The following is a 23260-nucleotide window of genomic DNA, read 5'->3' on the forward strand; positions in this document are numbered from 1 at the left end:
GTGTATAAGAGACAGCCTATATAGGTGCCTTTTGCTATCTGATTTCTTATCGTGCTGATTAAAGTTTTATATCGTCAAGGCTAAAATCAAGACCTAGGTTCATCTCTCTCAGCTCTTTCTCAAGCTGCCTACGATCGTTGATGGCTTCGATTTCACGCCACTTACGCTTGAGTGGTTTCGAGCGTGATTTTTGAGTTACACGAGGCATTTCTAGTTCTGATACTTCATCGAATTGAAAGCTATCCATAAGCCATATCTCCTTCCGTGGGACTAGTTCTTACGAACCAATAAATATCATATTTAGGTTCACAATAACTTTGATTTGTTTCTCATTTGTTTCAAATCCATGAAGCTTTTGTTCTATTTTCTTATGCATGCTCACACATTGTGAGAATTATTATGTATAAAAAACAGGCAAACAAACCTAAGTAAACGATTAAATTGGGGGTTATTGAATGTTAATTCATTGTGCGAATGGAATAGCGTTTTGACTACAATGCATTGAAGTGCACATGGTACCGTGCGGTATAGGGATCTCATTGGCCTAGAAAAAAACGAAGATCTTCACTATACCTTGTAAAACCTAGGCTGACGTCATTTTTATAGGATGGTGTTCTTGTTGGGGTAGTGCCGTGGCTGTTGTTGATATTATGTCCCGATAATGTGACTTTTATTGGGCTGCATTGTTGAAAGTTGTGTTAACAAAAGGTGTGTTATTAGTGAAATGTCATTTTAATATAAGTGTATTTGCATATTGATTTTTAGGCCGTCTCGCTGCATTATCCGCCCGTCAAAAAATACACTGATACGTAAAATGGATGCATGAAGCGACATTTACAGTCTCAATCGCCGCAAGAATATAACAAGAGTGCCGACACAACATTGACAGAGGCATAGGCGATTAAGAGGAAGGCTAGGAAGCATGATCGGTGCTTAAACTCAATTACGAGGTTCACGTGACAGACTTAATCAATTTGATGAACGATCTCCTTTGGGGATCTATCTTAGTTTACTTACTGGTTGGTGTGGGTATCTACTTCACTGTACGACTAGGCTTCATTCAATTCCGCCATTTCGGCCACATGTTCTCTGTTCTTAGAAACAGCCGTAAAGCAGACAGTGCTGGTATCTCTTCTTTCCAAGCTCTTTGTACTAGTCTTGCTGCTCGTGTAGGTACAGGTAACATGGCAGGTGTTGCTGTGGCACTAACCGCCGGTGGCCCTGGTGCTATCTTCTGGATGTGGCTAATCGCCATGCTAGGTATGGCAACATCGTTTGCAGAAAGCACACTGGCACAGCTATACAAAACGCGTGATAACGACGGTAACTACCGCGGCGGCCCTGCATACTACATGGAGAAAGGCCTAGGCATGCGTTGGATGGGGGTTCTATTCTCTATCTTCCTCATCATTGCATTTGGTCTTGTATTCAACGCGGTTCAAGCGAACGCGATTGCAAGCGCAATGAATACGGCATTCGACCTTGAGCGTAGCTACGTTGGTGTTGGTATCGTAATCATCTCTGCGTTCGTTATCTTCGGTGGTATCCGTAAGATTGCACGCACAGCAGAAATCATCGTTCCAATCATGGCATTGGCTTACCTAGCGATCGCTATGTACGTGATGTTCGCGAACATCGAGAAAGTGCCTGAAGTACTGGCTCTTATCTTCAAGAGTGCATTCGGTCTGCAAGAAGCAGCAGCGGGTGGCCTAGGTTACGCAATCGCACAAGCGATGATTAACGGCATCAAACGTGGTTTGTTCTCGAACGAAGCGGGTATGGGTTCTGCGCCAAACGCAGCAGCTTCTGCTACGCCTTACCCACCGCACCCAGCATCACAAGGTTACGTGCAAATGCTAGGCGTGTTCATGGATACCATTGTTATCTGTTCAGCAACAGTCGCAATCATCCTGATGTCTGGTGAGTATGTACCACACGGTGAAGTAACGGGTATCGAACTAACGCAACGTGCACTAACAGCACAAGTGGGCGAATGGGGCGGCATTTTTGTAGCGGTAGCGATTTTCTTCTTCGCTTTCACTTCAATCATTGCAAACTACTCGTACGCTGAAACGAACCTTATCTTCCTTGAGCACAACAACAAGAAGGGCCTAGTGCTGTTCCGTATCGTTGTTCTGGGTATGGTTATGTTCGGTTCTCTAGCGACGTTACCAACGGTATGGGCACTGGCTGACGTATCGATGGGCCTAATGGCGATTGTTAACTTGGTGGCGATTATCCTGCTATCAGGTATCGTGATTAAGCTAGCGAAAGACTACAACCGCCAACTAGACGCGGGTAAAGTACCAACATTCGATTCGAATGACTTCCCAGAGCTTAAGTCTCAGCTGGAAGACGGTATTTGGGACAACAACAAGAAGTAATCTTGTTGGAGCGATAAACGGCTCATCCTAAAGTGATTAGAAAGGCTAAGGTTTCGACCTTAGCCTTTTTGTTTGCCTGTCATTTGTCTCATTCTGTCTATCGAAGCTCATTCTCCCTATCGAAGTAATAGGAAGAGTCATAAAGACAAGTTGATGTTTTTTCTATACTCTAGCAGCATCCAGTTAGATAACCGATTAGGGTAAAGTTATGTTAGTTGTCGTTTCTCCAGCCAAAACACTTGATTACGAATCACCATTAGCGACGGAACGCTTTAGTCAGCCTGAGTTTGTTGAACACTCTGCTGAGCTGATTGAAGAGTGCCGCAAACTGACGCCAGTAGATATTTCTGCACTGATGAAAGTCAGCGATAAAATCGCAGGGTTGAACGTAGCGCGCTTTGAGCAGTGGAGCGAGACCTTTACCCAAGACAACGCACGCCAAGCAATCCTAGCCTTTAAAGGCGATGTATACACTGGCCTAGACGCTGAAACGCTATCGGATGAAGATTTTGACTACGCACAAGACCACCTGCGCATGCTTTCTGGGTTATATGGCTTGCTTAAGCCATTAGATTTGATGCAGCCATACCGCCTAGAGATGGGTACACGCTTAGCCAATGCTCGTGGTACTAACTTGTACCAGTTCTGGGGCAACATCATCACAGACAAGCTGAATGAAGCGTTGAATGCTCAAGGCGACAATGTGTTGATCAACTTGGCGTCTAACGAATACTTTAAAGCCGTGAAGCCGAAGAACTTGGATGGCCAAGTGATTACCCCTGTATTCAAAGACTGCAAGAACGGTCAGTACAAGGTGATCAGTTTCTACGCGAAGAAAGCGCGTGGCATGATGGCTCGCTACATCATCGAGAACAAGATCGACTCGGTTGAGGCGCTGACCCAGTTTGATACGGCGGGCTACTACTTCGTTGAAGAAGAGTCGAACGCGAAAGAGCTTGTCTTTAAGCGCGAAGAGCAAAACTAGTAGTCCTTGGCTAACGAGTAGCTCTCGGTTTTAGCCTGTAGTTAATATTAGAGACCGAGACAGACCAGATAGAGAAAAGCCCCATGCAGCGAACTGCATGGGGCTTTTTTATTGAATCGTTGAAGCTGGTAGATTACTTCTTCTTTGCTGCTTTCTTTTTCTTCGCGATTTTTTTCTTCTTCGCGATTTTTTGTTTCTCTACCGCTTTCTTATCTTCTTTCTTCGGCTTCTTCTTCTTAGTCACGGCCGCTTTCTTATGCGTAGGGCGCATGCCTTCGATGAAGCGTTCTTTGATTGGTTCGTCTGTGTAACGAGCCACACGCTCAATCATTAGTTGATCGTGCGCTTCAATGATAGAAACCGCGTTACCTTTTTTACCAGCACGAGCCGTACGGCCAATACGGTGTAGGTATACGTCAGCAGTACGTGGCATGTCGTAGTTGATTACGTGGCTTACGTCTGGAAGGTCGATACCACGAGCAGCAACGTCAGTCGCTAGTAGTACGTTTACAGAGCCGTCACGGAAACGAGCAATCGCGTTGTTACGACGATCTTGAGGCATTTCACCTTGGATCCACGCACATGGAATTTGCGCGCTTTCAAGTTGAGCTCGTAGATCACCTAGACGATCACGCGTCTTCAAGAATACGATGCTGCGCTCAGCTTGCTCTGTGATGACGTGCTTTAGGATGTTCAGCTTGTGCTCTGCTGTGTCTGCACGGTGGTACCACTGAGTGATCTTCTTACGCTCACGAAGTGATGATTTCGCATCGATCTCCGCTGGGTTTTTCAGTAGATCTTCAGTGAAGCCTTCAATGCCTTTACCTTCTAGCGTTGCTGAGAACAGTAAAGTTTGTTTACGCCAGCGACACTCTGCAGACAGACGGTCAACAACAGGACCAAAGCCCATGTCTAGCATGCGGTCGGCTTCATCTAGAACCAGCCATTCAATCGCACGACAGTCAAAACGCTCGCCTTCAATGTATTCCATCAAACGGCCAGGTGTTGCTACTACGATATCTTGAGTGGTACTTAAGATATCTGCGTGCTCTTGGTACATCACACCGCCCGTGATCGTGAAGATATTTAGGCTGGTGTATTTAGCAAGCTCACGTGCTTGTTCGGTGATCTGCATTGCTAGCTCACGCGTTGGCGTCAGGATAAGCATACGTGCAGGGCCAGATTTCTTACGTGGGAAATCCAGTAGGTATTGCAGTGCTGGCAATACAAATGATGCTGTTTTACCAGTACCTGTTGGCGCAGAAGCCAAAACGTCTCTTCCATCTAACGCTTGTGGGATTGCTTCAGCTTGTATCTGTGTTGGACGTTCGTAGCCCATTTCGTCAATTGCTTTAAGCAGCTCTTGGTTTAGATCGAGTTCTGCAAAGGTTCTGATCACTGTTGTTTCTCCACAAGCAATAAATGTTTCTGCCTCAAAAAGCAGACGATAAAAAAGAGTAGTCGGACATTATAGAAGCATTAGTGATTAGGATCACATGGTATTTGCTACATCTTGAGATAAAAATCTTTAGTGAGCGCAATAAATGCTTCGCTATAACCACCTTGATGGTGAATTGTAAGCGATTCGCGCTGCAAATCTTGCTCGCAAGCAGGATCTTTAGATAACTCGAATAAAATTCGGCTAGCTGGCTTTTTATCTGTTGTTTTTACATCAAGGCGTTTTGCTAGATACCAACCACATTGCTCGGCAAGCTTGATAAAACCTTCCCCCTCAGGCGTCGGTAGGATGAAACTGGCAGTCGCGGCGTCGGTTGTTATCTCGAAACAACGCTGGGCAAGCGCTAAATGATCCAAGCTGTCGGTGTGCCTGGCGGTGGCTCTTTGGCTTTGCTGCGCCTGTTCTCCAGAGTTGAAGTAGGGCGGGTTACAGATGATCGCATCAAACCTTTGTGGAAAGTCGGCTGTTAACACGCTGCCGTGATCAAGGGAGATACGATTTTGCCAAGGCGACTGCTCAATATTGACAGTGGCAGCATCAATAGCGTGTTGATCAATATCTATCGCAGAGATTGAAGCATCTTCAAAACGCTGCGCAGCCATCAAAGCCAGCAGACCTGTCCCGGTTCCAATATCGAGTACACATGATCTTTGTGGCAGGCTTACCCACGCGCCAAGTAATACGCCATCGGTACTGACTGGCATACCGCTTTTCCCGCCGTAAATTGAGAATTGCTTAAAATTGAAGCTTTTAGTTTGCACTGTTTTGTCTTTCATTAATGTTCTGAGTATCGAGATATTTTAAGTGATTAGCTCTAATGTTAACCGCTTGTATGAGTTAATGTTCTGCTTGAAAAAATATTGTTGTGCATTGTGGTTAGTTTATAATTGTGGCTATTTTTCTATAGCTAGTGGAATCCACTGCTTTTTGTTCTCATATGCAAATTTATATGGTGTTTTTGTGTGGTGACTTGCAGCTAGCCAGTTGTTTCGTCATTATGCGCGACTATTTTATAGATTGATTGGCAGCTTTGAGCTGTAACATTCATGTAAGCACAACATAAATTCATAAATATAATTAAGGATTATCTGTGAAACAGAGTCTAAAACTAACAGATATAATGGCATTGGGCTTTATGCTTTTTGCGTTTTTCTTGGGTGCGGGTAACATCATCTTCCCACCTCTAGCTGGCCAATTAGCCGGTGATCACTTCCTTCCAGCGATGTCTGGTTTTCTGCTGACTGCCGTTGGTCTGCCGTTAATCACTATCGTCGCGGTCGCAGTGGCTGGTGGCTCTTGGGGTCACTTAACTAAAGATCTTCCTAAGAAAGCAGCAACCATCATGGCTGTACTGATCTTTATCATTATCGGTCCTGCATTTGCTGCACCGCGTACTGGCCTTGTTGCCTATGAGATGGCGGTGAAACCGTTCTTCATCGATGCCTCTCAAGCTCACCTAACTCTCTTTTCGATTGCATTTTTTGCAGTAGCGATGTTCTTCTCATGGTCGCAAGGTAAGCTTATTGACGTCATTGGTAAGGTGCTAACACCTGCACTGTTCGTTGGTTTGGTTGTGCTGGCGATTGCTGTATTCGTTAACCCTCAAGGCGATATTCTTGCGGCTCACGGTGAGTACATCACTCAACCACTGACCAAAGGTTTCCTTGAAGGCTACAACACCATGGATACTTTTGCTTCTTTGATGTTTGGTATGCTGATTGTTGATGCGATTCGTAGCAAGGGCATTACTGACCGTGCAGCGACGACTAAGTACCTAATTAGCGCGGGTTGTATTGCCGCAGCGGGTCTGGCGTTTGTTTACATCTCTCTATTTTTCCTAGGCGCAACAAGTGCAACAGTCGCAGCTGGTGCAGACAATGGTGGTGCTATTTTAAGCCTATACGTTCAATCGTTGTTTGGTCCTTCTGGTCAGCTAGTGCTTTCTGTGATCGTACTATTAGCATGTCTAACTACGGCGATTGGCCTTGTGTCAGCATGTTCTGATTACTTCAGCTCGCTAACGCCTCTGTCTTACAAGACTTGGGTAATCATCAATGGTGTAGCTTGTGCAACCGTTGCGAACGTTGGTCTTTCTCAACTGATTTCTCTGTCTGTTCCAGTACTGTTTGCACTGTACCCAGTCGCTATCGCGTTGGTTGCTCTGACATTCTTACGTAGCCGTTTCCCTAATCCAAAAGCGGCTTACCGCGTAGTGGTATTAGTGTCACTGCTGTTTGCTCTTATTGATGGCGCTAAAGTAGCGGGTGTAGACGTGTCTGCACTTAAGATGCTGCCACTGTTTGAGATCGGTATGGGTTGGTTGCTTCCAACAACGGCTGCAATCATCTGTATGTTCTTTGTTGGCAAGTCAACAGAACAAGAGATGGCTGAAGAGACTGTTTAATCTTCCGTTGAGATTAGATTGTCCTTCGAGATGAAATAGAAAAGGCCTCATTACTTCGCAGTAATGAGGCCTTTTTGTATTCTGTGGTCTTTTTATATCCAGCTAGTTACTTGGTTAGCTACTTAGCCGGGAGTACTTCTGTTTGGTTATAGCTTTTCGCTGTACTCAACCAGTACTTGCTCAACCCAGCTTGCGATACGGTCGTCGCTTAGCTCGTATTGTGAATCTTCATCAAGCGCCAAACCAACGAATTGAGATTGGTCTTCCGTTAACGCTTTAGACGCTTCGAACTCGTAGCTGTCGTCGTTTGGCCAGAAGCCAACAAACTCTGCTCCAGCGGTTTTCAGTTCATCATGCAACAGACCCATCGCATCAAGGAACCATTCGCCGTAGCCTTCTTGGTCACCCAAACCAAACAGAGCCACAACCTTGCCTTTCATAGGCGTGGTTGCGATGTCTTCCCACAGTTCATTCCAATCTTCTTGGATTTCACCGAAGTCCCAAGTCGAGATGCCCAGCAATAAAAGGTCGTAGTCCGCCATCAATGAAAGAGGGCTTTCTTTCACGTTATGGATATCAACTAGGTCTTCACCAATAATGCCGCGAATTTTCTCTGCTGCCATTTCTGTGTAGCAGGTGGTTGAGCCGTAAAATAATCCAATTTTCATAGCAAACGTTCGATTTTAATTTCAGATGGCGAATTCTAACCATAAATCGACTTCGATTGCAGCGATTATCCGCTCAAGTCGTAATTTTTATGGCATTCATATTTGCTCTGGCATACTCTCAAAACAGTTTCCAATATTGTGAGTAACACTATGCAGTCGCCTCAAGGGCAGAGCGCAGACCACGGTCTCGTTGAGCAGTTTTTAGATGCTATGTGGATGGAGCGAGGATTATCGGAGAATACGCTTGTCTCGTACCGTACCGATTTGTCCAAGTTATTAGCGTGGATGGAAAAGAACAATTACCGCCTCGACTTCATTAGCCTTTCAGGTTTACAGGATTATCAAGGCTGGTTAGCCGACGCCGATTTTAAGCAGACCTCTCGTGCCCGTATGTTGTCGGCGATTCGTCGCTTGTTCCAATATTTGCACCGCGAGAAAATCAGAGGCGATGATCCAAGTGCCTTGTTGATCAGCCCGAAGCTGCCGCAACGCTTGCCGAAAGATTTGAGCGAAGAGCAGGTTGATGCTTTGCTCGATGCGCCAGATCCGAACGATCCGATTGAGCTTCGCGATAAGGCGATGCTTGAGTTACTCTATGCAACCGGTTTGCGTGTGACAGAACTGGTTAGCTTGACGATGGAAAACATCAGCCTAAGACAGGGCGTGGTGCGTGTTATTGGTAAGGGTGGCAAAGAGCGCTTAGTACCAATGGGCGAAAATGCGGTGGATTGGATAGAGACTTTTATTGAACAGGGTCGTCCACATCTACTTGGCGAAAACAGTTCTGATGTGGTTTTTCCGAGTAAACGCGCCAAGCAAATGACCCGTCAGACGTTCTGGTATCGTATTAAGCACTACTCGGTCGTCGCTGGTATCGACACAGAATTGTTGTCACCACACGTATTGAGACACGCTTTTGCGACGCATTTACTGAACTATGGCGCAGATCTCAGGGTCGTACAGATGTTACTTGGGCATAGTGACTTATCGACAACCCAAATTTATACTCACGTGGCGACTGAAAGGCTCAAGCAAATTCATGCGCAACATCACCCACGTGCTTAAATCCATTTATTTTTAAGGTGAACTTAATGAGCGTATTACGCCGTCTTCCTCTACTAGCGCTTCCTCTTATGATTACTGCATGTAATGCATCAGAAGCGAAAGTAGAAACAACATCAACAGCCGTAGAAGCTGCTCCAGCTCAAGCTATTGATACAGCTGCGTTAACTAAGCGTTTTGAAAAAATCGGTATTAAGGTCGATAAGATTGTGCCTTCGGATATCGATGGTTTGTTAGAAGTTCAAACCAACAGCGGCATTATATTTTCTTCTCCAGAGGGCGATCACTTTCTAGCCGGTACACTTTACTCTTTAGATGAAAACGGTAAGTTCAGTGATGTTTTGGCTGAGCGTCAAGCTCCGCTGAATGCTGAAAAAGTCGCGGCGATGTCGGATACGGTTATTGAATACAAAGCCGATAACGAAAAGTATGTTGTGACGGTATTTACTGACATTACGTGTGGCTACTGTGTTCGTCTGCACAGCCACATGCAGGGCTACAACGATCTGGGTATTACCGTTCGTTACATGGCTTACCCACGCCAAGGTGCGACAGGGCAAGTTGCCGATCAAATGGCAGCAATCTGGGCTTCAGATGATCCAAAAACAGCGATGCATGACGCTAAAGTAAATCGTCAAATGCCAGCGTCTGGTAAAGATCTAGCAGAGCAAAAGCAGATCATTTTTAAACAGTACCAATTAGGTCGTGAGCTTGGCATCAATGGCACACCGGCTATCGTGCTAGCAAGTGGTGAGTTGGTGAGTGGTTACTTACCGCCAGCACAACTTCTTCAACGTTTAGAGCAATAATCTCGTTTTCTGTATTGCCAATTTATCCCCCATGTTTTTGATTTAAGGAGTGGCCTGATTGATATCGGGCCCATTTTTATATGATAGAGATCCAACGCCGTCCTGAGGTCGACATTTCAGTCTTACCTGCTCACTTACCTGACTTGTTAAAGCGCATTTATGTGAGTCGTGGAATCGACAGTGCCGACCAACTAGAGACAGCAGCGAAAGGCTTGCACTCTTATCAAAAACTGGGCGGCATTGATGCTGCGGTTGAGCTGTTGTTCAAAGCTATTCAGCAGCAAAAACGCATCATCATTGTTGGTGACTTTGATGCCGATGGCGCGACCAGCTCGGCGCTGTCTGTTTTAGCGTTACGTATGCTCGGCAGCTCTAACGTCGACTATCTGGTACCAAACCGTTTTGAAGATGGTTATGGCTTGAGCCCTGAGGTTGTCGAACAGGCAATCGAGCTTGGTGCTGAAGTGATCATGACGGTCGACAACGGTGTCTCTTCAATTGAAGGTGTTCGCTTCGCTAAAGAGAAAGGACTAGAGGTTCTGGTGACCGATCATCACTTGCCGGGCAATGAACTGCCAATGGTCGACGCGATGGTTAACCCAAACCTTGAGAGTTGTGCTTTTCCTTCTAAAGCCTTAGCGGGTGTTGGGGTCGCTTTCTATCTGATGATGGCACTGTGTGTTCACATGCGTAAACTGAATTGGTTTGCAGAACGCGGCATGACAGAACCTAAGTTGATGGAACTGATTGACCTTGTGGCGCTGGGTACGGTTGCCGACGTGGTTCCACTCGATGAAAACAACCGAATTTTAGTTCATCAAGGTTTGCAACGTATTCGTGCGGGTAAAGCTCGTCCGGGCATTCAAGCCTTGATCGAAATTGCTAAGCGAGACGCTAAGCGTTTGGTGGCGTCTGACTTTGGCTTTGCTCTTGGTCCTCGTATCAATGCAGCTGGTCGATTAGACGACATGTCTTTTGGTGTTGAGCTGCTAATGAGTAACAACGTCCATGCGGCTCGTCGAATGGCGAGTGAGTTAGATGGCTTGAACCAAACACGTAAAGAGATCGAAGAGGGTATGAAGCAAGAAGCGATGGCTTTTTGTGAGCGCCTTGAATTTGGTAAAGACGACCTACCTTCTGGCTTGGCACTATTCCAACGTGATTGGCACCAAGGTGTGATTGGTATTTTGGCTTCGCGTATCAAAGACAAATACCACCGCCCAGTGATTGCGTTTGCAGATGGCGGCGAAGGCAGTATCAAAGGTTCATGTCGTTCAATTCCGGGTCTGCACATGCGTGATGCATTGGACCGAATTGATACTCAAAACCCTGGCTTGATTCTTAAATTTGGTGGCCACGCAATGGCGGCTGGTTTAACCATCATGGAAAAGGACTTTGAACGCTTCAGCAAGCTGTTCAATGATGTGGTGAAGAATGAACTCGGAGAAACGGCACTTAAGGGCATTATCTTGTCTGACGGAGAGTTGCTGCCTGAAGAGCTCTCTATGCACACCGCTGAAACTCTGCGCGCGGGTGGTCCTTGGGGGCAAGCATTCCCAGAGCCTATCTTCGATGGTGAGTTTAAAGTACTGCATCAAAAGCTGGTGGGTGAAAAACACCTTAAGCTAATGTTAGAGCCGCTTTACAAAGGCCATCCAACCAATGTGATGATCGACGGCATCGCTTTCAATGTTGATTTGCGTCGCTGGCCAGATGCTTCAGTAAAAACCGTACATCTTGCCTATAAGCTGGATATTAACGAGTTTCGTGGTAACCAATCATTGCAGTTAATGGTTGACCACATCGAAGCAAAATAGCCTAACTTCAATAAGATTACGTCTTCATTCGCCTTATCAAAACAACAAGCTCGGATGTGAAATTCGGGCTTGTTTTCTTTCCTAAATCGCCCGCAATGGCACCAATTTCTGAGCTTAAAACTTTATATTGTTGTAAGTGACTGAATATTGGTTTGCCCTCTAAAAATTTCTGTATCTCCGTCACACTTTTGAGTACAATTCTCCGGTTAAATTCTACTCATAAATGATGAGCTAAAATGTTTGAAATCAATCCTATAAAAAACCGTCTGCAGGATGTGTCTGAGCGCACAAATATCCTGAGGGGGTACCTTTGACTATGACGCTAAGAAAGAGCGTCTAGAAGAAGTAAACGCAGAGTTAGAACAACCGGATGTATGGAACGAACCTGAGCGTGCTCAAGCGCTAGGTAAAGAGCGTTCTGCACTGGAAGCGGTAGTAGAAACGATTGACCAACTTGACCAAGGTGTTGAGGATGTTGATGGCCTACTAGAGCTAGCGGTTGAAGAAGAAGATCAAGAAACGTTCGACGAAATTGAACCAGAACTAGCGGAGCTTGAAGCTAAGTTAGGTAAACTTGAGTTCCGTCGTATGTTCTCTGGTGAGCATGACGCTTCAGATTGTTATATCGATCTACAGTCGGGTTCAGGTGGTACTGAAGCACAAGACTGGACTTCAATGATGCTGCGCATGTACTTGCGTTGGGCTGAAGCGAAGGGCTTCAAAACGGAAGTTATCGAGGTATCTGAAGGTGAAGTTGCTGGTTTGAAAGGTGCAACAGTACGTATCTCTGGTGAGTACGCGTACGGTTGGTTGCGTACAGAGACAGGTGTTCACCGTCTAGTTCGTAAATCACCATTTGATTCAAGTGGCCGTCGTCATACTTCATTTGCATCTGCGTTTATCTACCCAGAGATTGATGACAACATTACGATCGACATTAACCCTTCTGACTTACGTATTGACGTATACCGTGCTTCGGGCGCTGGTGGTCAGCACGTAAACACCACGGAATCGGCGGTACGTATTACTCACGTTCCTACCAACACCGTGGTTCAATGTCAGAATGACCGTTCGCAGCATAAGAACAAAGATCAAGCGATGAAGCAGCTACGTGCTAAGCTTTTTGAACTTGAGATTCAAAAACAAAATGCTGAAAAACAAGCGAATGAAGATACTAAATCAGACATCGGTTGGGGCAGCCAAATCCGCTCTTACGTACTGGATGATTCACGTATCAAAGATTTACGTACCGGCATCGAAAACCGCAATACTCAAGCGGTTCTTGACGGTGACTTAGACAAATTTATTGAAGCTAGCCTGAAATCAGGTCTGTAAGCTTTTTACCGACTATATTTGCGAAAATATAGCTGTTCAAATTATACAAGCAGGGTACATCTCAATGACTGATGCTGTTCAAAACGAAAACGCACAAGAAGCTTCTTCACCTGAAGAGAACAAACTAATCGCTGAACGCCGTAGCAAGCTGGATCACATCCGCTTGAACTGCAAAGCGAACGGTCACCCAAATGATTTCCGTCGCGAGCACCTAGCTGGCGATCTTCAAGCGGAATTCGGTGAGAAGACTAAGGAAGAGCTAGAAGAGCTTAACCACATCGTTGCGATCGCTGGTCGTGTAATGGCGAAGCGTGGTCCATTCCTTGCGATTCAAGAAACTTCTGGTCGTATCCAAGCATACGCAGCGAAAGACGTACAAAAAGTACTGAAAGAGAAGTACCAAGGCCTAGATATCGGTGACATCATCGGTGTTAAAGGTGCACTTCATAAGTCAGGTAAAGGCGATCTTTACGTGAACATGGAAGAGTTTGAACTGCTGACTAAAGCTCTTCGTCCTCTACCAGAGAAGTTCCACGGTCTAACTGACCAAGAGATGCGTTACCGTCAGCGTTACGTTGACCTAATCGTGAACGAAGATTCTCGCAACGCATTCATCGTGCGTTCTAAGCTTGTTTCTTCAATCCGTAACTTCATGAGCTCAAAAGGCTACCTAGAAGTTGAAACGCCAATGATGCACGTGATCCCTGGTGGTGCGACTGCACGTCCATTCATCACTCACCACAACGCATTAGACATCGACATGTACCTACGTGTTGCACCTGAGCTTTACCTTAAGCGTCTAGTGGTTGGTGGTTTTGATCGTGTATTCGAGATCAACCGTAACTTCCGTAACGAAGGTCTGTCTCCACGTCATAACCCAGAATTCACAATGATGGAATTCTACCAAGCGTACTCTGATTACAAAGACCTTATGGATCTAACTGAAGAGATGCTAAGCACAGCGGCTATGGACGTTCTTGGTTCAACTTCTATGCCTTACGGTGACGAAACCGTTGAGTTCGGTGGTAAGTACGCGCGTATGAGCATGTTCGATGCGATTAAGCATTACAACCCTGAGCATGCTGAGATTCAAGCACTAACAGAAGCAGACTTACAAGACCGTGAGAAGATGGTAGCAATCGCGAAATCTGTACACGTTGAAGTGGAAACGTTCTGGACATGTGGTCAGCTTCTTGAAGAGATCTTTGGTGAAACGGCTGAGCCTCAGCTAATTCAACCAACGTTCATCACAGGCTACCCAGCGGATATCTCTCCTCTAGCTCGTCGTAGCGATGACAACCCGTTCTTCACAGACCGTTTTGAGTTCTTCATCGGTGGTCGTGAAGTAGCGAACGGCTTCTCTGAGCTTAACGATGCACAAGACCAAGACGAGCGTTTTAAAGCGCAAGTTAACGCGAAAGACGCGGGTGATGATGAAGCAATGTACTACGATGCAGACTACATCACAGCACTAGAGCATGGCCTACCACCAACAGCGGGTCAAGGTATCGGTATCGACCGTCTAGCAATGCTATTTACAAACACGCACACAATCCGTGACGTGATCTTGTTCCCGGCAATGCGTCCACAAGCGTAACTTTCTCTTACGGGTCGTAGCACCCAATAAAATTTAAAAGCCACCTTCGGGTGGCTTTTTCTGTTTTTAGAGCTCAAAACCTAGTCTGTACCGCACTCTTGATTCGAAAAATCACTATTTCTGACATAGTCTTACTATTGAGACATAAAATCTAAGATAGTCTCACTACTATACGTCTCTGCGCTGAATACGATCTCGTGGCATCTAGTCGAACGAAAAGCGATGAGTCGTATTAGTCTGATTTAAATAAAAATAGAATAAGGAAGAAGGATGGGAACTCAATTTAAGATGGATTCCTTACCAGGTTCTCTTATCGTCGTTGGTGGTGCGTACGAACCCTGGTTATCTGTATTAGAACAAGTGGGTTGGCAGTGTACCCAGTGTGCTGACTTGCGAAAAGCGGATGCCTTGATTGCTGATATTGGCCCATGTATTGGTATTGTCGATCTCAGCCATGATGAATTCAGTCTTAATGGTATTGCTAACCTTGTGAGTAACAATAAGCAAGTACGATGGCTCGCTTTTATCCGTGAATCGCAATTAAGCTCTGATACGATCTGCCAATTTATCGTTAACTTCTGTATCGACTTTTTCACGGCACCTATCCCTGATGCTCAGCTATTGAGTACTATTGGACATCAGCTGGGAATGCTCAAGTTAGAACAGAAAGTATGGCCAAATTACGGTATCAATAACAATATGGGCTTACTGGGTGACTCAGTGGCTGTGAAGCGCTTGAGAGATCAAGTAAAGCGTATTGGTCCAACCGATGTCAGCATCCTGATTTATGGAGAGAGCGGCTCAGGCAAAGAGACGATTGCACGCTCTATTCATCAAAACTCATCACGATCTCAAAAGCCATTTCTAACGGTGAACTGCCGTGCCTTGTCTGAAATGAGAATAGAAGCTGAGGTATTTGGAATATCAGCACAACCAACGTCTTCTCCTTGTATGCTGGAAGAGGCCGATGGTGGCACCATCTTGCTCAATGATGTTTTGGCGATGCCACGTAATCAACAGTTGAATCTGCTGCGTTTTCTACAAGAAGGCAAGATTGAGACCGCAGAAGGACCTAAGTCTGTTGATGTGAGAATTCTGGCTGCGAACTCCTCTGATATCGAGAAAGCACTGATAGAAGGGGACTTCAATGAAGAGCTTTATCACTATATCAATGTGCTGCGCATTCATGTGCCGAGTCTGAAAGAGCGTGTAAGCGATATCTCCGTACTCGCTGATCACTTCCTACGAGAGTATTCGAAAGAGTTTAATGCTCAGGCTAAGAGTTTTTCAGACGATGCCATTCGTTCGATGAATCGCTACCACTGGCCAGGCAATGTTCGCGAATTGATGAATCAGATAAAGCGTGTTGTGTTGATGTCGGATGCAGTGATCATCGAAGATCACCAACTCGATTTACCAAAACAGAATGATGAACGACGTAGCTTGAAGAGTATTCGTGAACGTTCAGAGCGCGATGCGTTGTTAATTGTTTTGGAATCATACGGTGGTCAGGTTTCGCTGGCAGCTAAAGAACTTGGTGTATCACGGGCAACCATGTACCGTTTGTTGAATAAACACAGCCTTATTTCTGAGGGAGTTGTGTAGAACTTTCTTCTAAGTCATTCAATCTGTTCGTGTAAATTTAAGAGCCACGCATCATGCGTGGCTTTTTTGTTGCTAGTCGTTGCGTTTATGTTCGAACAACTGAGAGATGAACTCTAAGTCGTTAAGAGAGATATGCTGTGATTTTATATAATCATAGTGAATATGTTATATGTAAATGAATATGCAACTGATATTTCAGGCGATTGCATTGTTTTAAAAATGTTAACCAATTAGCGGTTGAATAATATACTCACTTGGTTAGACTTTAACCGTGAAAGCAACGATTTAACAAAGACTTGTCTGCTTTTACTTCCCCATTTCTTTTTGGATTTTTTAGTTAGCTTGGAGGCGCAAATGAAACATTTCGATTTTATACAGCACATTTGCGCGTCGTTTGATCCGTGTACTGACATGGTGACTGTTATGTCACAAATCTCAGCCATGGCCGATCGAAACACCCAAGATAAACCTAACTAATAGATCCGTACCCTTATTTGGCTGCGGAAAAATAGCAGCTAAGTGAGAAGCCCTCATACTATCTAACACGCTATTTTTCCTCAGTTGACTCAACAACTGGAGAGTTATTATGCGTCACTCAGTATATTTAAAATTAGCAACAGTCCTTATCCGTGCCGATCTTCGTCGTGAAGAGCGGGAATGGCAGCGAAAAGTACGTCGTAGTTCACTAGACCTACCTTGGCACAACACTCATTTGCTAAGAGATATTGGCCTTGAAGCCGATGGTCGTCCAATTGGTTTCTCTGAGCCTGAAGTTGTCACCATTGAACGTCGCGTTCGTCATCTTCGTCGTGTTCTTAGCGCGCGAATACCGACGTAATCTTTCGGGGTTGATCGCACCTTTCAGCCCCTTAAATCATTGACGGTGATAGTTAGGTGTCAAAAGTGAGCGCTTTTGAACTAGAACTGGACAAAAAAGAGAAGCATTGGCTTCTCTTTTTTGTTTTTTTAATCGATAAAAATCAACGTGCCCTAGTAAAGAAATAGAGTTCTACTAAGCTATAGAGAGCAAGGGAGGCCGGTTATGCAAAAGCATCAGTTAGACATGTGGCTACATGGAGAGCACAAAGACTCGTATCAAATCCCCAAAGTGTACGTTATTGGCTGTTCCGATATCTCGGAATATCTGCTGGCTGTGGAGTACAAACATAAGCTTGAGCCGGTAAAACAAGATGGTGAGCCACTTCACTTTGGATCTTTGGATCAAGTGAAAGAGGAGTTACTCCGGCTAGGGTTTGAAAAGGCCTATCTTCGCTTGCACAATGCTTATGACGAATTTGGCAGTGAGCCAAGTCAAAGCTACTGTGATATCGAATTAGCGTTGAAACCTCATTGATCAAAGAACGTAACTCACTGATATTGTTTCGTACTAATGTTTATTGGGCTATGCGTAATGCGTCGTCAGCAAGTTGTGAGTAAATTGAGTTCGCAAATAAAACCCACGAGGCTTGGTCTTGATGGGCTTGCCACTGGCTCCATAAGCTTCAGTTAACACGCGACTGTTTGCGGCCTTTGGACGTAAGTGTAGGGCTTCTCCATGCCTTGCCGTGATCTGTTCAACGTTCCCTAAAACGATCAACTCCATCAACTCTTCCCAGTCTCTCTTTAGGAGTTCGTTCTCAGCTTCACTTGGTGTCCATAGTAGTGGTGATCCAACGTGACGTTCTGCCAGCGGGATTTCTCTTTCCCCTTCTACAGGGATCCACAACACTTTAGACAGTTTATTGCGAACATGGCTGGTTTCCCATGTCAGTCCTTGCACTCCCATTAATGGCGCAACACAAACAAAGGTGGTTTCAAGTGGCTTACCAGAATAGCCAATCGGAATACTCTTTAGCTCGATGCCTAGCTTCGCGAAATCCTGTTCTGGTTTACTGCCAGCAGGTGCGCCTAAGTGCCATTCTAACAGTTGCCCAACCCAGCCTTTGTCTCGCTTAAGATCGTTTGGCATGTCCATCTCTGCTTCATCAGCGAGCTCTTTGAAGGTCATCCCGGCAATCGCGTAAGCTCTGTCTAACAACTCTTGTTGTGTTTGTGGTTCTGGTTTCATAATAAAAGGCATGATCAAAAAAATGATTTTATCAGAAGTTATCACCAAATGACGACTGGTTAAGAAATGATCTCCTAGCCGAATAAGGGATCAAACTTAGGGTTATCCACAGGACATGAAGGTAATTAATTGAAATATTAATTTAGTGGATAAATAAACAGGGGTTTTTGGTGGATAAAATGCTTGCCAAATGGGGTGTAAAATGAATCTTTCACTTGGTAGTGTGGATAAACACCGGGGTGGTTGATCTTTGAACAGCTTGTGTTTTTAAAAGATCTTTTGTGTTTTGACTGTGCTTTGATTTTTTATTTTTATTTTAAGGTGTTGATTTTTAATGTTTAAGTTTTTGTTTTTCTAGTGGGTAGGTTTTAGTGTTGATTAATCTATGGATTAAAAAAAACGATTGCGGCTAATTCTTCACATAGTTATTCACAGAAAAGGTGAATAAATGTGGTCTAGGTCTCACTATTGTGTGGGTAACTCGGATTTGAGCAAAACTTATCCATATTTACAGATAATATTCATAAATATAGCGCTTATCACGTCACTAAGTTTGCTCCAATTGGGGATATGTGGAAAAATCAGTGTAATTAAAAATTTAGATAGAGGTTGGCCAGTGATAGATGGCGATGGTTACCGATTAAATGTTGGTATTGTAATCTGTAACAACCATGGTCAGGTCTTCTGGGCTAAACGATACGGGCAACATTCATGGCAATTCCCTCAAGGGGGAATAGATGAAGGTGAAACTCCGGAACAGGCAATGTACCGTGAGTTGTATGAAGAGGTTGGCCTTACTAAAAAGGATGTAAAGATCGTCGCGACAAGTCGTCATTGGTTACGCTACAAGCTACCCAAACGACTGGTTCGGTGGGATTCTAAACCTGTCTGTATTGGACAAAAACAGAAGTGGTTCCTTTTACGCTTAGATTGCGATGAATCGCGTATCAATATGCAGCGTGGGAGTACACCTGAGTTTGATGGTTGGCGTTGGGTGAGTTACTGGTACCCAGTTCGACAAGTAGTTTCTTTTAAGCGAGATGTTTACCGTCGAGCGATGAAAGAGTTCGCATCTTTAGCAATGCCGTTTAAAGAGCGAAAAACAAAAGGAAAACGCAAATTGCGTAGAGGTTAAGCATGCTCAGTCAACTAAGGGAAATAGTTGAACACGTATCAAGAGTTGAAGATGTATCGACGGCACTTGATATTCTAGTTAAAGAGACATGCAGTGCGATGCAGACGGAATGTTGCACCGTGTATTTAGCCAATAATGATATGCAGCGCCTTGAGTTGATGGCAACTCAAGGCCTGATCTTTGAAGGTAATAGTATTCACATTGGTTTCGACGAAGGCTTAGTTGGCCTCGTGAAACGAAGTGCTGAACCTATTAACCTTGCACAAGCGTCTGCTCACCCTGCTTATAAGTTTTTTCCAGAACTTGGAGAAAACATTTACCACTCTTTTCTTGGTACTCCTATTATCCATCGCAAGCAAGTGCTTGGCGTATTGGTTATTCAACAAAAAACACCTCGTTTATTCAGTGAGATGGAAGAGTCATTCCTCGTTACGCTGTCAGCTCAACTTGCGGTTATTGTGGCGCACGCTCAAACTCAAGGTCATTGGCTGTTGGAACAACAAAAGCTGCCAGGCATCAAAGGTATTGCTGCTTCATCTGGGGTAGCGATTGGTGATCTGTGGTGGGACAACACCCAACCTGAATTAACGGATGTGTATCCTGCTTCGACGCTCAATATCGAGCGCGAGCAAGAGTTATTGGCAGTGGCGGTTGAGAATGCCCTCAATGACTTCAAGCGCATGCGAAAGCGCTTAGACAGTGAAATCAATAAAGACGCATTGGCGATCTTTGACCTGTTTACGCACTTACTCAACGATCCTATGTTGCGTAAGGATCTAAAAAGCCAGATTCAGAAAGGCGATAAAGCGGACTGGGCACTAAGGCAGGTGGTTGAGAGCTATTCCAATCGCTTTGCTCGTATGTCGGATGTGTATCTGCGTGAAAGAGCACAGGATATCCGAGAGCTCGGTCAAAGGCTGTTGTACTTCCTTCACAACTCTGAGTATGAGCTACGTACCTTAGATAAGCCGATTATTCTGGTGGTTCGTGAGTTAACCGCTTCAGTATTAGCGTCGATTCCAAAAGAGAAGCTGTTGGCAGTGATCTCTTTGGAAGGAGCGGCGAACTCGCACGCTGCTATTTTATCTCGCGCGCTTGGTATTCCTTCGGTGATGGGGGTTAGCATTAACCTCGAGCAAGCGAATGGTAAGCAAGCCATCGTCGATGGTTATAGTGGCGAGATCTTTATCGAGCCGACCAAGAACCTGCTCAAAGAGTATCGCGGGCTGATTCTTGAAGAGAGTGAGCTCTCCTCAATGGTCAATCGCGAGCTGTATCTACCTGCGAAAACCCAAGATGACCAACAGGTCGAAATCCTACTTAATGCAGGTTTGAGTGCTGATACCAATATTGCCATCAACCAAGGTGTAGATGGCGTTGGTTTGTACCGAACGGAAATCTCGTTCTTGTTACAACAACGTTTCCCATCAGAGGATGAACAGTTCAAGCAGTATCGCTCTGTGCTTTCGAGCTACCCAAATAAGCAGGTGGTGATGCGTACGCTCGATATTGGTGGTGATAAGGCATTACCTTACTTCCCAATCGAAGAGGACAACCCCTTCCTTGGCTGGCGTGGTATCCGTTTTACGCTGGATCATCCAGATATCTTCATTATTCAACTGCGTGCCATGCTACGTGCGAGTTGTGAAAGCCATAACTTGAGCATTCTGCTACCGATGATTTCGGGCGCTCAGGAGTTGGATGACGCCCTGCAGTTGATTGAGCAAGCCTATGATGAAGTGCATGAACTTGATAATCGAGTACGGATGCCCCGTATCGGTATCATGATTGAAGTGCCTTCGATGCTCTACTTGTTACCACTGATTGCCGACAAGGTCGATTTTGTTTCTGTCGGTACTAATGACTTAACCCAATATTTATTGGCCGTTGATAGGAACAATTCCCGCGTCTCTGATGTCTATGAATCTATGCACCCGGCAGTGATCATGGCATTGAAACAGATTCATGATACTTGTAAGCAATATCAATTACCTGTGTGTATTTGTGGAGAGCTAGCCGGTGATCCAATGGGCGCATTGTTACTGCTTGGGTTGGGGTATCAGACGTTAAGTATGAACACCTCGAATGTTGCTAGAACCAAGTATTTGATTCGCCAATCTAACTTGAGCGAATTACAGGATTTGGCAAATAAGGCACTTTCAAAGCCGTATGGCAGTGACATCTATAGTATGATGCTGAACTATTTCGAAGAGCGTGAATTTACAGGCTTCATTCGAGCAGGTAAAAAATAGGAATTAACGTGTCATATGAACTGATAGGCTTGCTGGCAGGCCTTGGTGCTGTTGTTGGTGTTTTAGCTGGCTTGCTGGGTATTGGCGGTGGGTTGCTGGTAGTTCCGGCCTTACTGTTCTTGCTCCCTAAAGCGGGTATCCCTCAAGAGTTTGCAATGCAAATGGCATTAGCGACCTCGCTATCTACCATTATTGTTACGTCGGGATCGTCTGCTATTAATCACTTAAAGTTGGGTAACGTCGAGATATTTGTCGTTAAATGGTTAATGCCAGGGGTTGTGGTTGGCGGTTTTCTCGGTTCTTTTGTAGCTGACGTTATTCCTTCTCAATACTTGCCTAAAGTTTTTGGTGTGATTGTGTTAGTGCTAGCACTGCAGATGCTATTGTCGATTCGCTCTAAGAGCCAAAAAGCGATGCCTGCCTCTGCGACAACCATGTTATGTGGTGGTGGCATTGGTTTGGTTTCAAGCTTGGCGGGTATTGGTGGTGGGTCGTTGTCTGTACCTTTCCTTAACCATCATGGTGTGGAAATGCGCAAGGCGGTGGGCTCGTCTTCGGTGTGTGGTTTCGTTATCGCTATCTCTGGAATGCTAGGCTTTATTTGGCATGGCTCGTCTGTCGAGGGGCTGCCTGCGTTTAGCCTCGGCTATGTCTACCTGCCTGCTTTGGTTGCGATATCGTGCACATCAGTACTAACCACACGAGTGGGGGCGAAGCTGGCTACGCAATTACCAACACCAGTACTTAAGAAGTTCTTTGCGGTATTTTTAATGTTTATAGCAGCGACCATGCTGCTGTAGTGTCTTTCGTTAGCGATTGAGCTAACCGTTATTCAATTTAGATAGAGAGCCAAGTATGTCTCAGGGTTTTATTGAATTCCCAAATATCGATCCTGTTCTTATTGAACTAGGACCAATCTCAGTTCGTTGGTACGGCCTAATGTACCTTGTCGGTTTTATGTTTGCTCTTTGGCTAGCAAATCGCCGAGCTGATCAGCCGGGTAGCGGTTGGACTCGAGAGCAAGTATCAGACTTATTGTTCGCTGGCTTTCTAGGTGTGGTACTTGGTGGTCGTATTGGCTACGTGTTGTTCTACAACTTTGACCTTTTCTTAGCGGATCCACTTTATCTATTTAAAGTATGGACTGGCGGTATGTCTTTCCACGGTGGCTTGCTGGGTGTTATCACTGCAATGTTCTGGTATGCGAAAAAGAATGGTCGCACCTTCTTCGGCGTTGCAGACATGATTGCACCACTCGTCCCATTTGGTTTAGGCATGGGCCGTCTAGGTAACTTCATGAACAGTGAGCTATGGGGTCGTGTTACGGATGTGCCATGGGCAATCGTATTCCCGAATGGTGGTCCACTTCCTCGTCATCCATCTCAGCTTTATGAAATGGCACTTGAAGGGATTGTACTGTTCTTTATCTTGAACTGGTTTATTAAAAAGCCTCGTCCTCTTGGTTCTGTATCAGGGTTATTCCTTGCAGGATATGGTACATTCCGCTTCTTAGTAGAATACGTACGTGAACCAGATGCTCATTTAGGCTTGTTCGGCGGGTTTATCTCTATGGGACAAATCCTATCACTGCCAATGGTTATCATCGGTGCGCTGATGATGGTATGGGCATACAAGCGCGGTCACTACAAAGACGAATTACCACAACAAACGAAGTAAGGA

Annotated in this window: 20 protein-coding genes; 15 read left to right on the forward strand and 5 right to left on the reverse strand. The window is 45.1% G+C overall.

Annotated elements, in window-relative coordinates; genetic code table 11:
* Nucleotides 1-58: 58 nt before the first annotated feature.
* On the reverse strand, nt 59-247 hold the full coding sequence (locus AB4371_RS18745; RefSeq protein ID WP_017059319.1) for a DUF3545 family protein: 189 nt from the start codon (nt 245-247) through the stop codon (nt 59-61).
* A gap of 709 nt (nt 248-956) precedes the next feature.
* On the opposite strand from AB4371_RS18745, the gene AB4371_RS18750 reads away from it, so the two are divergent.
* On the forward strand, nt 957-2384 hold the full coding sequence (locus AB4371_RS18750) for a sodium:alanine symporter family protein (protein ID WP_032545312.1): 1428 nt from the start codon (nt 957-959) through the stop codon (nt 2382-2384).
* Nucleotides 2385-2592: 208 nt separating this feature from the next.
* Entirely contained in the window at nt 2593-3369 is a 777-nt protein-coding gene (gene yaaA, locus AB4371_RS18755; RefSeq protein WP_017059322.1) for a peroxide stress protein YaaA, read from the forward strand.
* Between the two features lie 133 nt (nt 3370-3502).
* Here yaaA and srmB read toward each other — a convergent pair whose 3' ends face one another.
* Both srmB and AB4371_RS18765 read right to left on the reverse strand, forming a co-directional pair.
* A complete protein-coding gene (gene srmB, locus AB4371_RS18760) occupies nt 3503-4768 on the reverse strand; it encodes an ATP-dependent RNA helicase SrmB (protein WP_017059323.1) in 1266 nt (421 codons plus the stop codon).
* Between the two features lie 107 nt (nt 4769-4875).
* Nucleotides 4876-5604: a tRNA1(Val) (adenine(37)-N6)-methyltransferase gene (locus AB4371_RS18765; protein ID WP_017059324.1), complete on the reverse strand. Its 729-nt coding sequence runs from the start codon at nt 5602-5604 to the stop codon at nt 4876-4878.
* A gap of 314 nt (nt 5605-5918) precedes the next feature.
* Between AB4371_RS18765 and brnQ the strand changes: the two genes are divergently transcribed.
* Nucleotides 5919-7232: a branched-chain amino acid transport system II carrier protein gene (gene brnQ, locus AB4371_RS18770; protein ID WP_017059325.1), complete on the forward strand. Its 1314-nt coding sequence runs from the start codon at nt 5919-5921 to the stop codon at nt 7230-7232.
* Between the two features lie 146 nt (nt 7233-7378).
* Here brnQ and fldB read toward each other — a convergent pair whose 3' ends face one another.
* Nucleotides 7379-7900, reverse strand: a complete 522-nt coding sequence (gene fldB / locus AB4371_RS18775; protein WP_372150469.1) for a flavodoxin FldB — start codon at nt 7898-7900, stop codon at nt 7379-7381.
* A 150-nt stretch (nt 7901-8050) separates the two neighbouring features.
* Here fldB and xerD point away from each other — a divergent pair, with 150 nt between their 5' ends.
* The 8 genes from xerD (at nt 8051) to AB4371_RS18815 (ending at nt 17479) form a co-directional block, all read left to right on the forward strand.
* On the forward strand, nt 8051-8965 hold the full coding sequence (xerD, locus tag AB4371_RS18780) for a site-specific tyrosine recombinase XerD (protein WP_017059327.1): 915 nt from the start codon (nt 8051-8053) through the stop codon (nt 8963-8965).
* Nucleotides 8966-8991: 26 nt separating this feature from the next.
* Nucleotides 8992-9771 carry a thioredoxin fold domain-containing protein gene (locus AB4371_RS18785; protein ID WP_372150470.1) on the forward strand — a complete coding sequence of 260 codons (780 nt, stop codon included), beginning with the start codon at nt 8992-8994 and terminating at the stop codon, nt 9769-9771.
* A gap of 80 nt (nt 9772-9851) precedes the next feature.
* On the forward strand, nt 9852-11588 hold the full coding sequence (recJ, locus tag AB4371_RS18790; RefSeq protein ID WP_372150471.1) for a single-stranded-DNA-specific exonuclease RecJ: 1737 nt from the start codon (nt 9852-9854) through the stop codon (nt 11586-11588).
* A 236-nt stretch (nt 11589-11824) separates the two neighbouring features.
* A protein-coding gene (gene prfB, locus AB4371_RS18795; RefSeq protein ID WP_100205982.1) for a peptide chain release factor 2 occupies nt 11825-12923 on the forward strand; the annotation gives its coding sequence in 2 pieces (ribosomal slippage) (nt 11825-11899 and nt 11901-12923; 1098 coding nt in all).
* 64 nt (nt 12924-12987) lie between these two features.
* Complete coding sequence (lysS, locus tag AB4371_RS18800; RefSeq protein WP_372150472.1) at nt 12988-14520, forward strand: lysine--tRNA ligase; 1533 nt, start codon at nt 12988-12990, stop codon at nt 14518-14520.
* 270 nt (nt 14521-14790) lie between these two features.
* Nucleotides 14791-16125 carry a cyclic-di-GMP-binding transcriptional regulator VpsR gene (vpsR, locus tag AB4371_RS18805; RefSeq protein WP_116870031.1) on the forward strand — a complete coding sequence of 445 codons (1335 nt, stop codon included), beginning with the start codon at nt 14791-14793 and terminating at the stop codon, nt 16123-16125.
* Nucleotides 16126-16711: 586 nt separating this feature from the next.
* Complete coding sequence (locus AB4371_RS18810; RefSeq protein WP_008224444.1) at nt 16712-16963, forward strand: hypothetical protein; 252 nt, start codon at nt 16712-16714, stop codon at nt 16961-16963.
* A gap of 204 nt (nt 16964-17167) precedes the next feature.
* Nucleotides 17168-17479 carry a DUF6482 family protein gene (locus tag AB4371_RS18815; protein WP_061033347.1) on the forward strand — a complete coding sequence of 104 codons (312 nt, stop codon included), beginning with the start codon at nt 17168-17170 and terminating at the stop codon, nt 17477-17479.
* A 48-nt stretch (nt 17480-17527) separates the two neighbouring features.
* On the opposite strand, the gene mutH is transcribed toward AB4371_RS18815, so the two are convergent.
* Nucleotides 17528-18193 (reverse strand): DNA mismatch repair endonuclease MutH, encoded by a 666-nt coding sequence (gene mutH / locus AB4371_RS18820; protein ID WP_105059059.1) that lies wholly within the window; start codon nt 18191-18193, stop codon nt 17528-17530.
* Between the two features lie 616 nt (nt 18194-18809).
* Here mutH and rppH point away from each other — a divergent pair.
* From rppH to lgt, 4 genes are read left to right on the forward strand one after another with little or no spacing between them, the layout of a single operon-like run.
* Nucleotides 18810-19328 carry an RNA pyrophosphohydrolase gene (gene rppH / locus AB4371_RS18825; protein WP_004739545.1) on the forward strand — a complete coding sequence of 173 codons (519 nt, stop codon included), beginning with the start codon at nt 18810-18812 and terminating at the stop codon, nt 19326-19328.
* A gap of 2 nt (nt 19329-19330) precedes the next feature.
* Nucleotides 19331-21580, forward strand: a complete 2250-nt coding sequence (ptsP, locus tag AB4371_RS18830; RefSeq protein WP_116870032.1) for a phosphoenolpyruvate--protein phosphotransferase — start codon at nt 19331-19333, stop codon at nt 21578-21580.
* Nucleotides 21581-21588: 8 nt separating this feature from the next.
* Nucleotides 21589-22380, forward strand: a complete 792-nt coding sequence (locus tag AB4371_RS18835; protein WP_372150473.1) for a sulfite exporter TauE/SafE family protein — start codon at nt 21589-21591, stop codon at nt 22378-22380.
* A gap of 55 nt (nt 22381-22435) precedes the next feature.
* The gene (lgt, locus tag AB4371_RS18840; protein ID WP_008221585.1) at nt 22436-23257 is read left to right on the forward strand and encodes a prolipoprotein diacylglyceryl transferase; all 822 of its coding nucleotides are present in this window, start codon (nt 22436-22438) and stop codon (nt 23255-23257) included.
* Nucleotides 23258-23260: the final 3 nt, after the last annotated feature.

This window comes from Vibrio sp. 10N.261.51.A3 (assembly GCF_041471965.1).
GTDB lineage: Bacteria > Pseudomonadota > Gammaproteobacteria > Enterobacterales > Vibrionaceae > Vibrio > Vibrio crassostreae_C.

Coding starts and splice junctions, on each gene's coding strand:
- AB4371_RS18745 (WP_017059319.1), bottom strand. CDS start 247: ATGGATAGCTTTCAATTCGATGAAGTATCAGAACTAGAAATGCCTCGT.
- yaaA (WP_017059322.1), top strand. CDS start 2,593: ATGTTAGTTGTCGTTTCTCCAGCCAAAACACTTGATTACGAATCACCA.
- AB4371_RS18765 (WP_017059324.1), bottom strand. CDS start 5,604: ATGAAAGACAAAACAGTGCAAACTAAAAGCTTCAATTTTAAGCAATTC.
- fldB (WP_372150469.1), bottom strand. CDS start 7,900: ATGAAAATTGGATTATTTTACGGCTCAACCACCTGCTACACAGAAATG.
- xerD (WP_017059327.1), top strand. CDS start 8,051: ATGCAGTCGCCTCAAGGGCAGAGCGCAGACCACGGTCTCGTTGAGCAG.
- AB4371_RS18785 (WP_372150470.1), top strand. CDS start 8,992: ATGAGCGTATTACGCCGTCTTCCTCTACTAGCGCTTCCTCTTATGATT.
- recJ (WP_372150471.1), top strand. CDS start 9,852: ATGATAGAGATCCAACGCCGTCCTGAGGTCGACATTTCAGTCTTACCT.
- lysS (WP_372150472.1), top strand. CDS start 12,988: ATGACTGATGCTGTTCAAAACGAAAACGCACAAGAAGCTTCTTCACCT.
- vpsR (WP_116870031.1), top strand. CDS start 14,791: ATGGGAACTCAATTTAAGATGGATTCCTTACCAGGTTCTCTTATCGTC.
- AB4371_RS18810 (WP_008224444.1), top strand. CDS start 16,712: ATGCGTCACTCAGTATATTTAAAATTAGCAACAGTCCTTATCCGTGCC.
- AB4371_RS18815 (WP_061033347.1), top strand. CDS start 17,168: ATGCAAAAGCATCAGTTAGACATGTGGCTACATGGAGAGCACAAAGAC.
- mutH (WP_105059059.1), bottom strand. CDS start 18,193: ATGAAACCAGAACCACAAACACAACAAGAGTTGTTAGACAGAGCTTAC.
- ptsP (WP_116870032.1), top strand. CDS start 19,331: ATGCTCAGTCAACTAAGGGAAATAGTTGAACACGTATCAAGAGTTGAA.
- lgt (WP_008221585.1), top strand. CDS start 22,436: ATGTCTCAGGGTTTTATTGAATTCCCAAATATCGATCCTGTTCTTATT.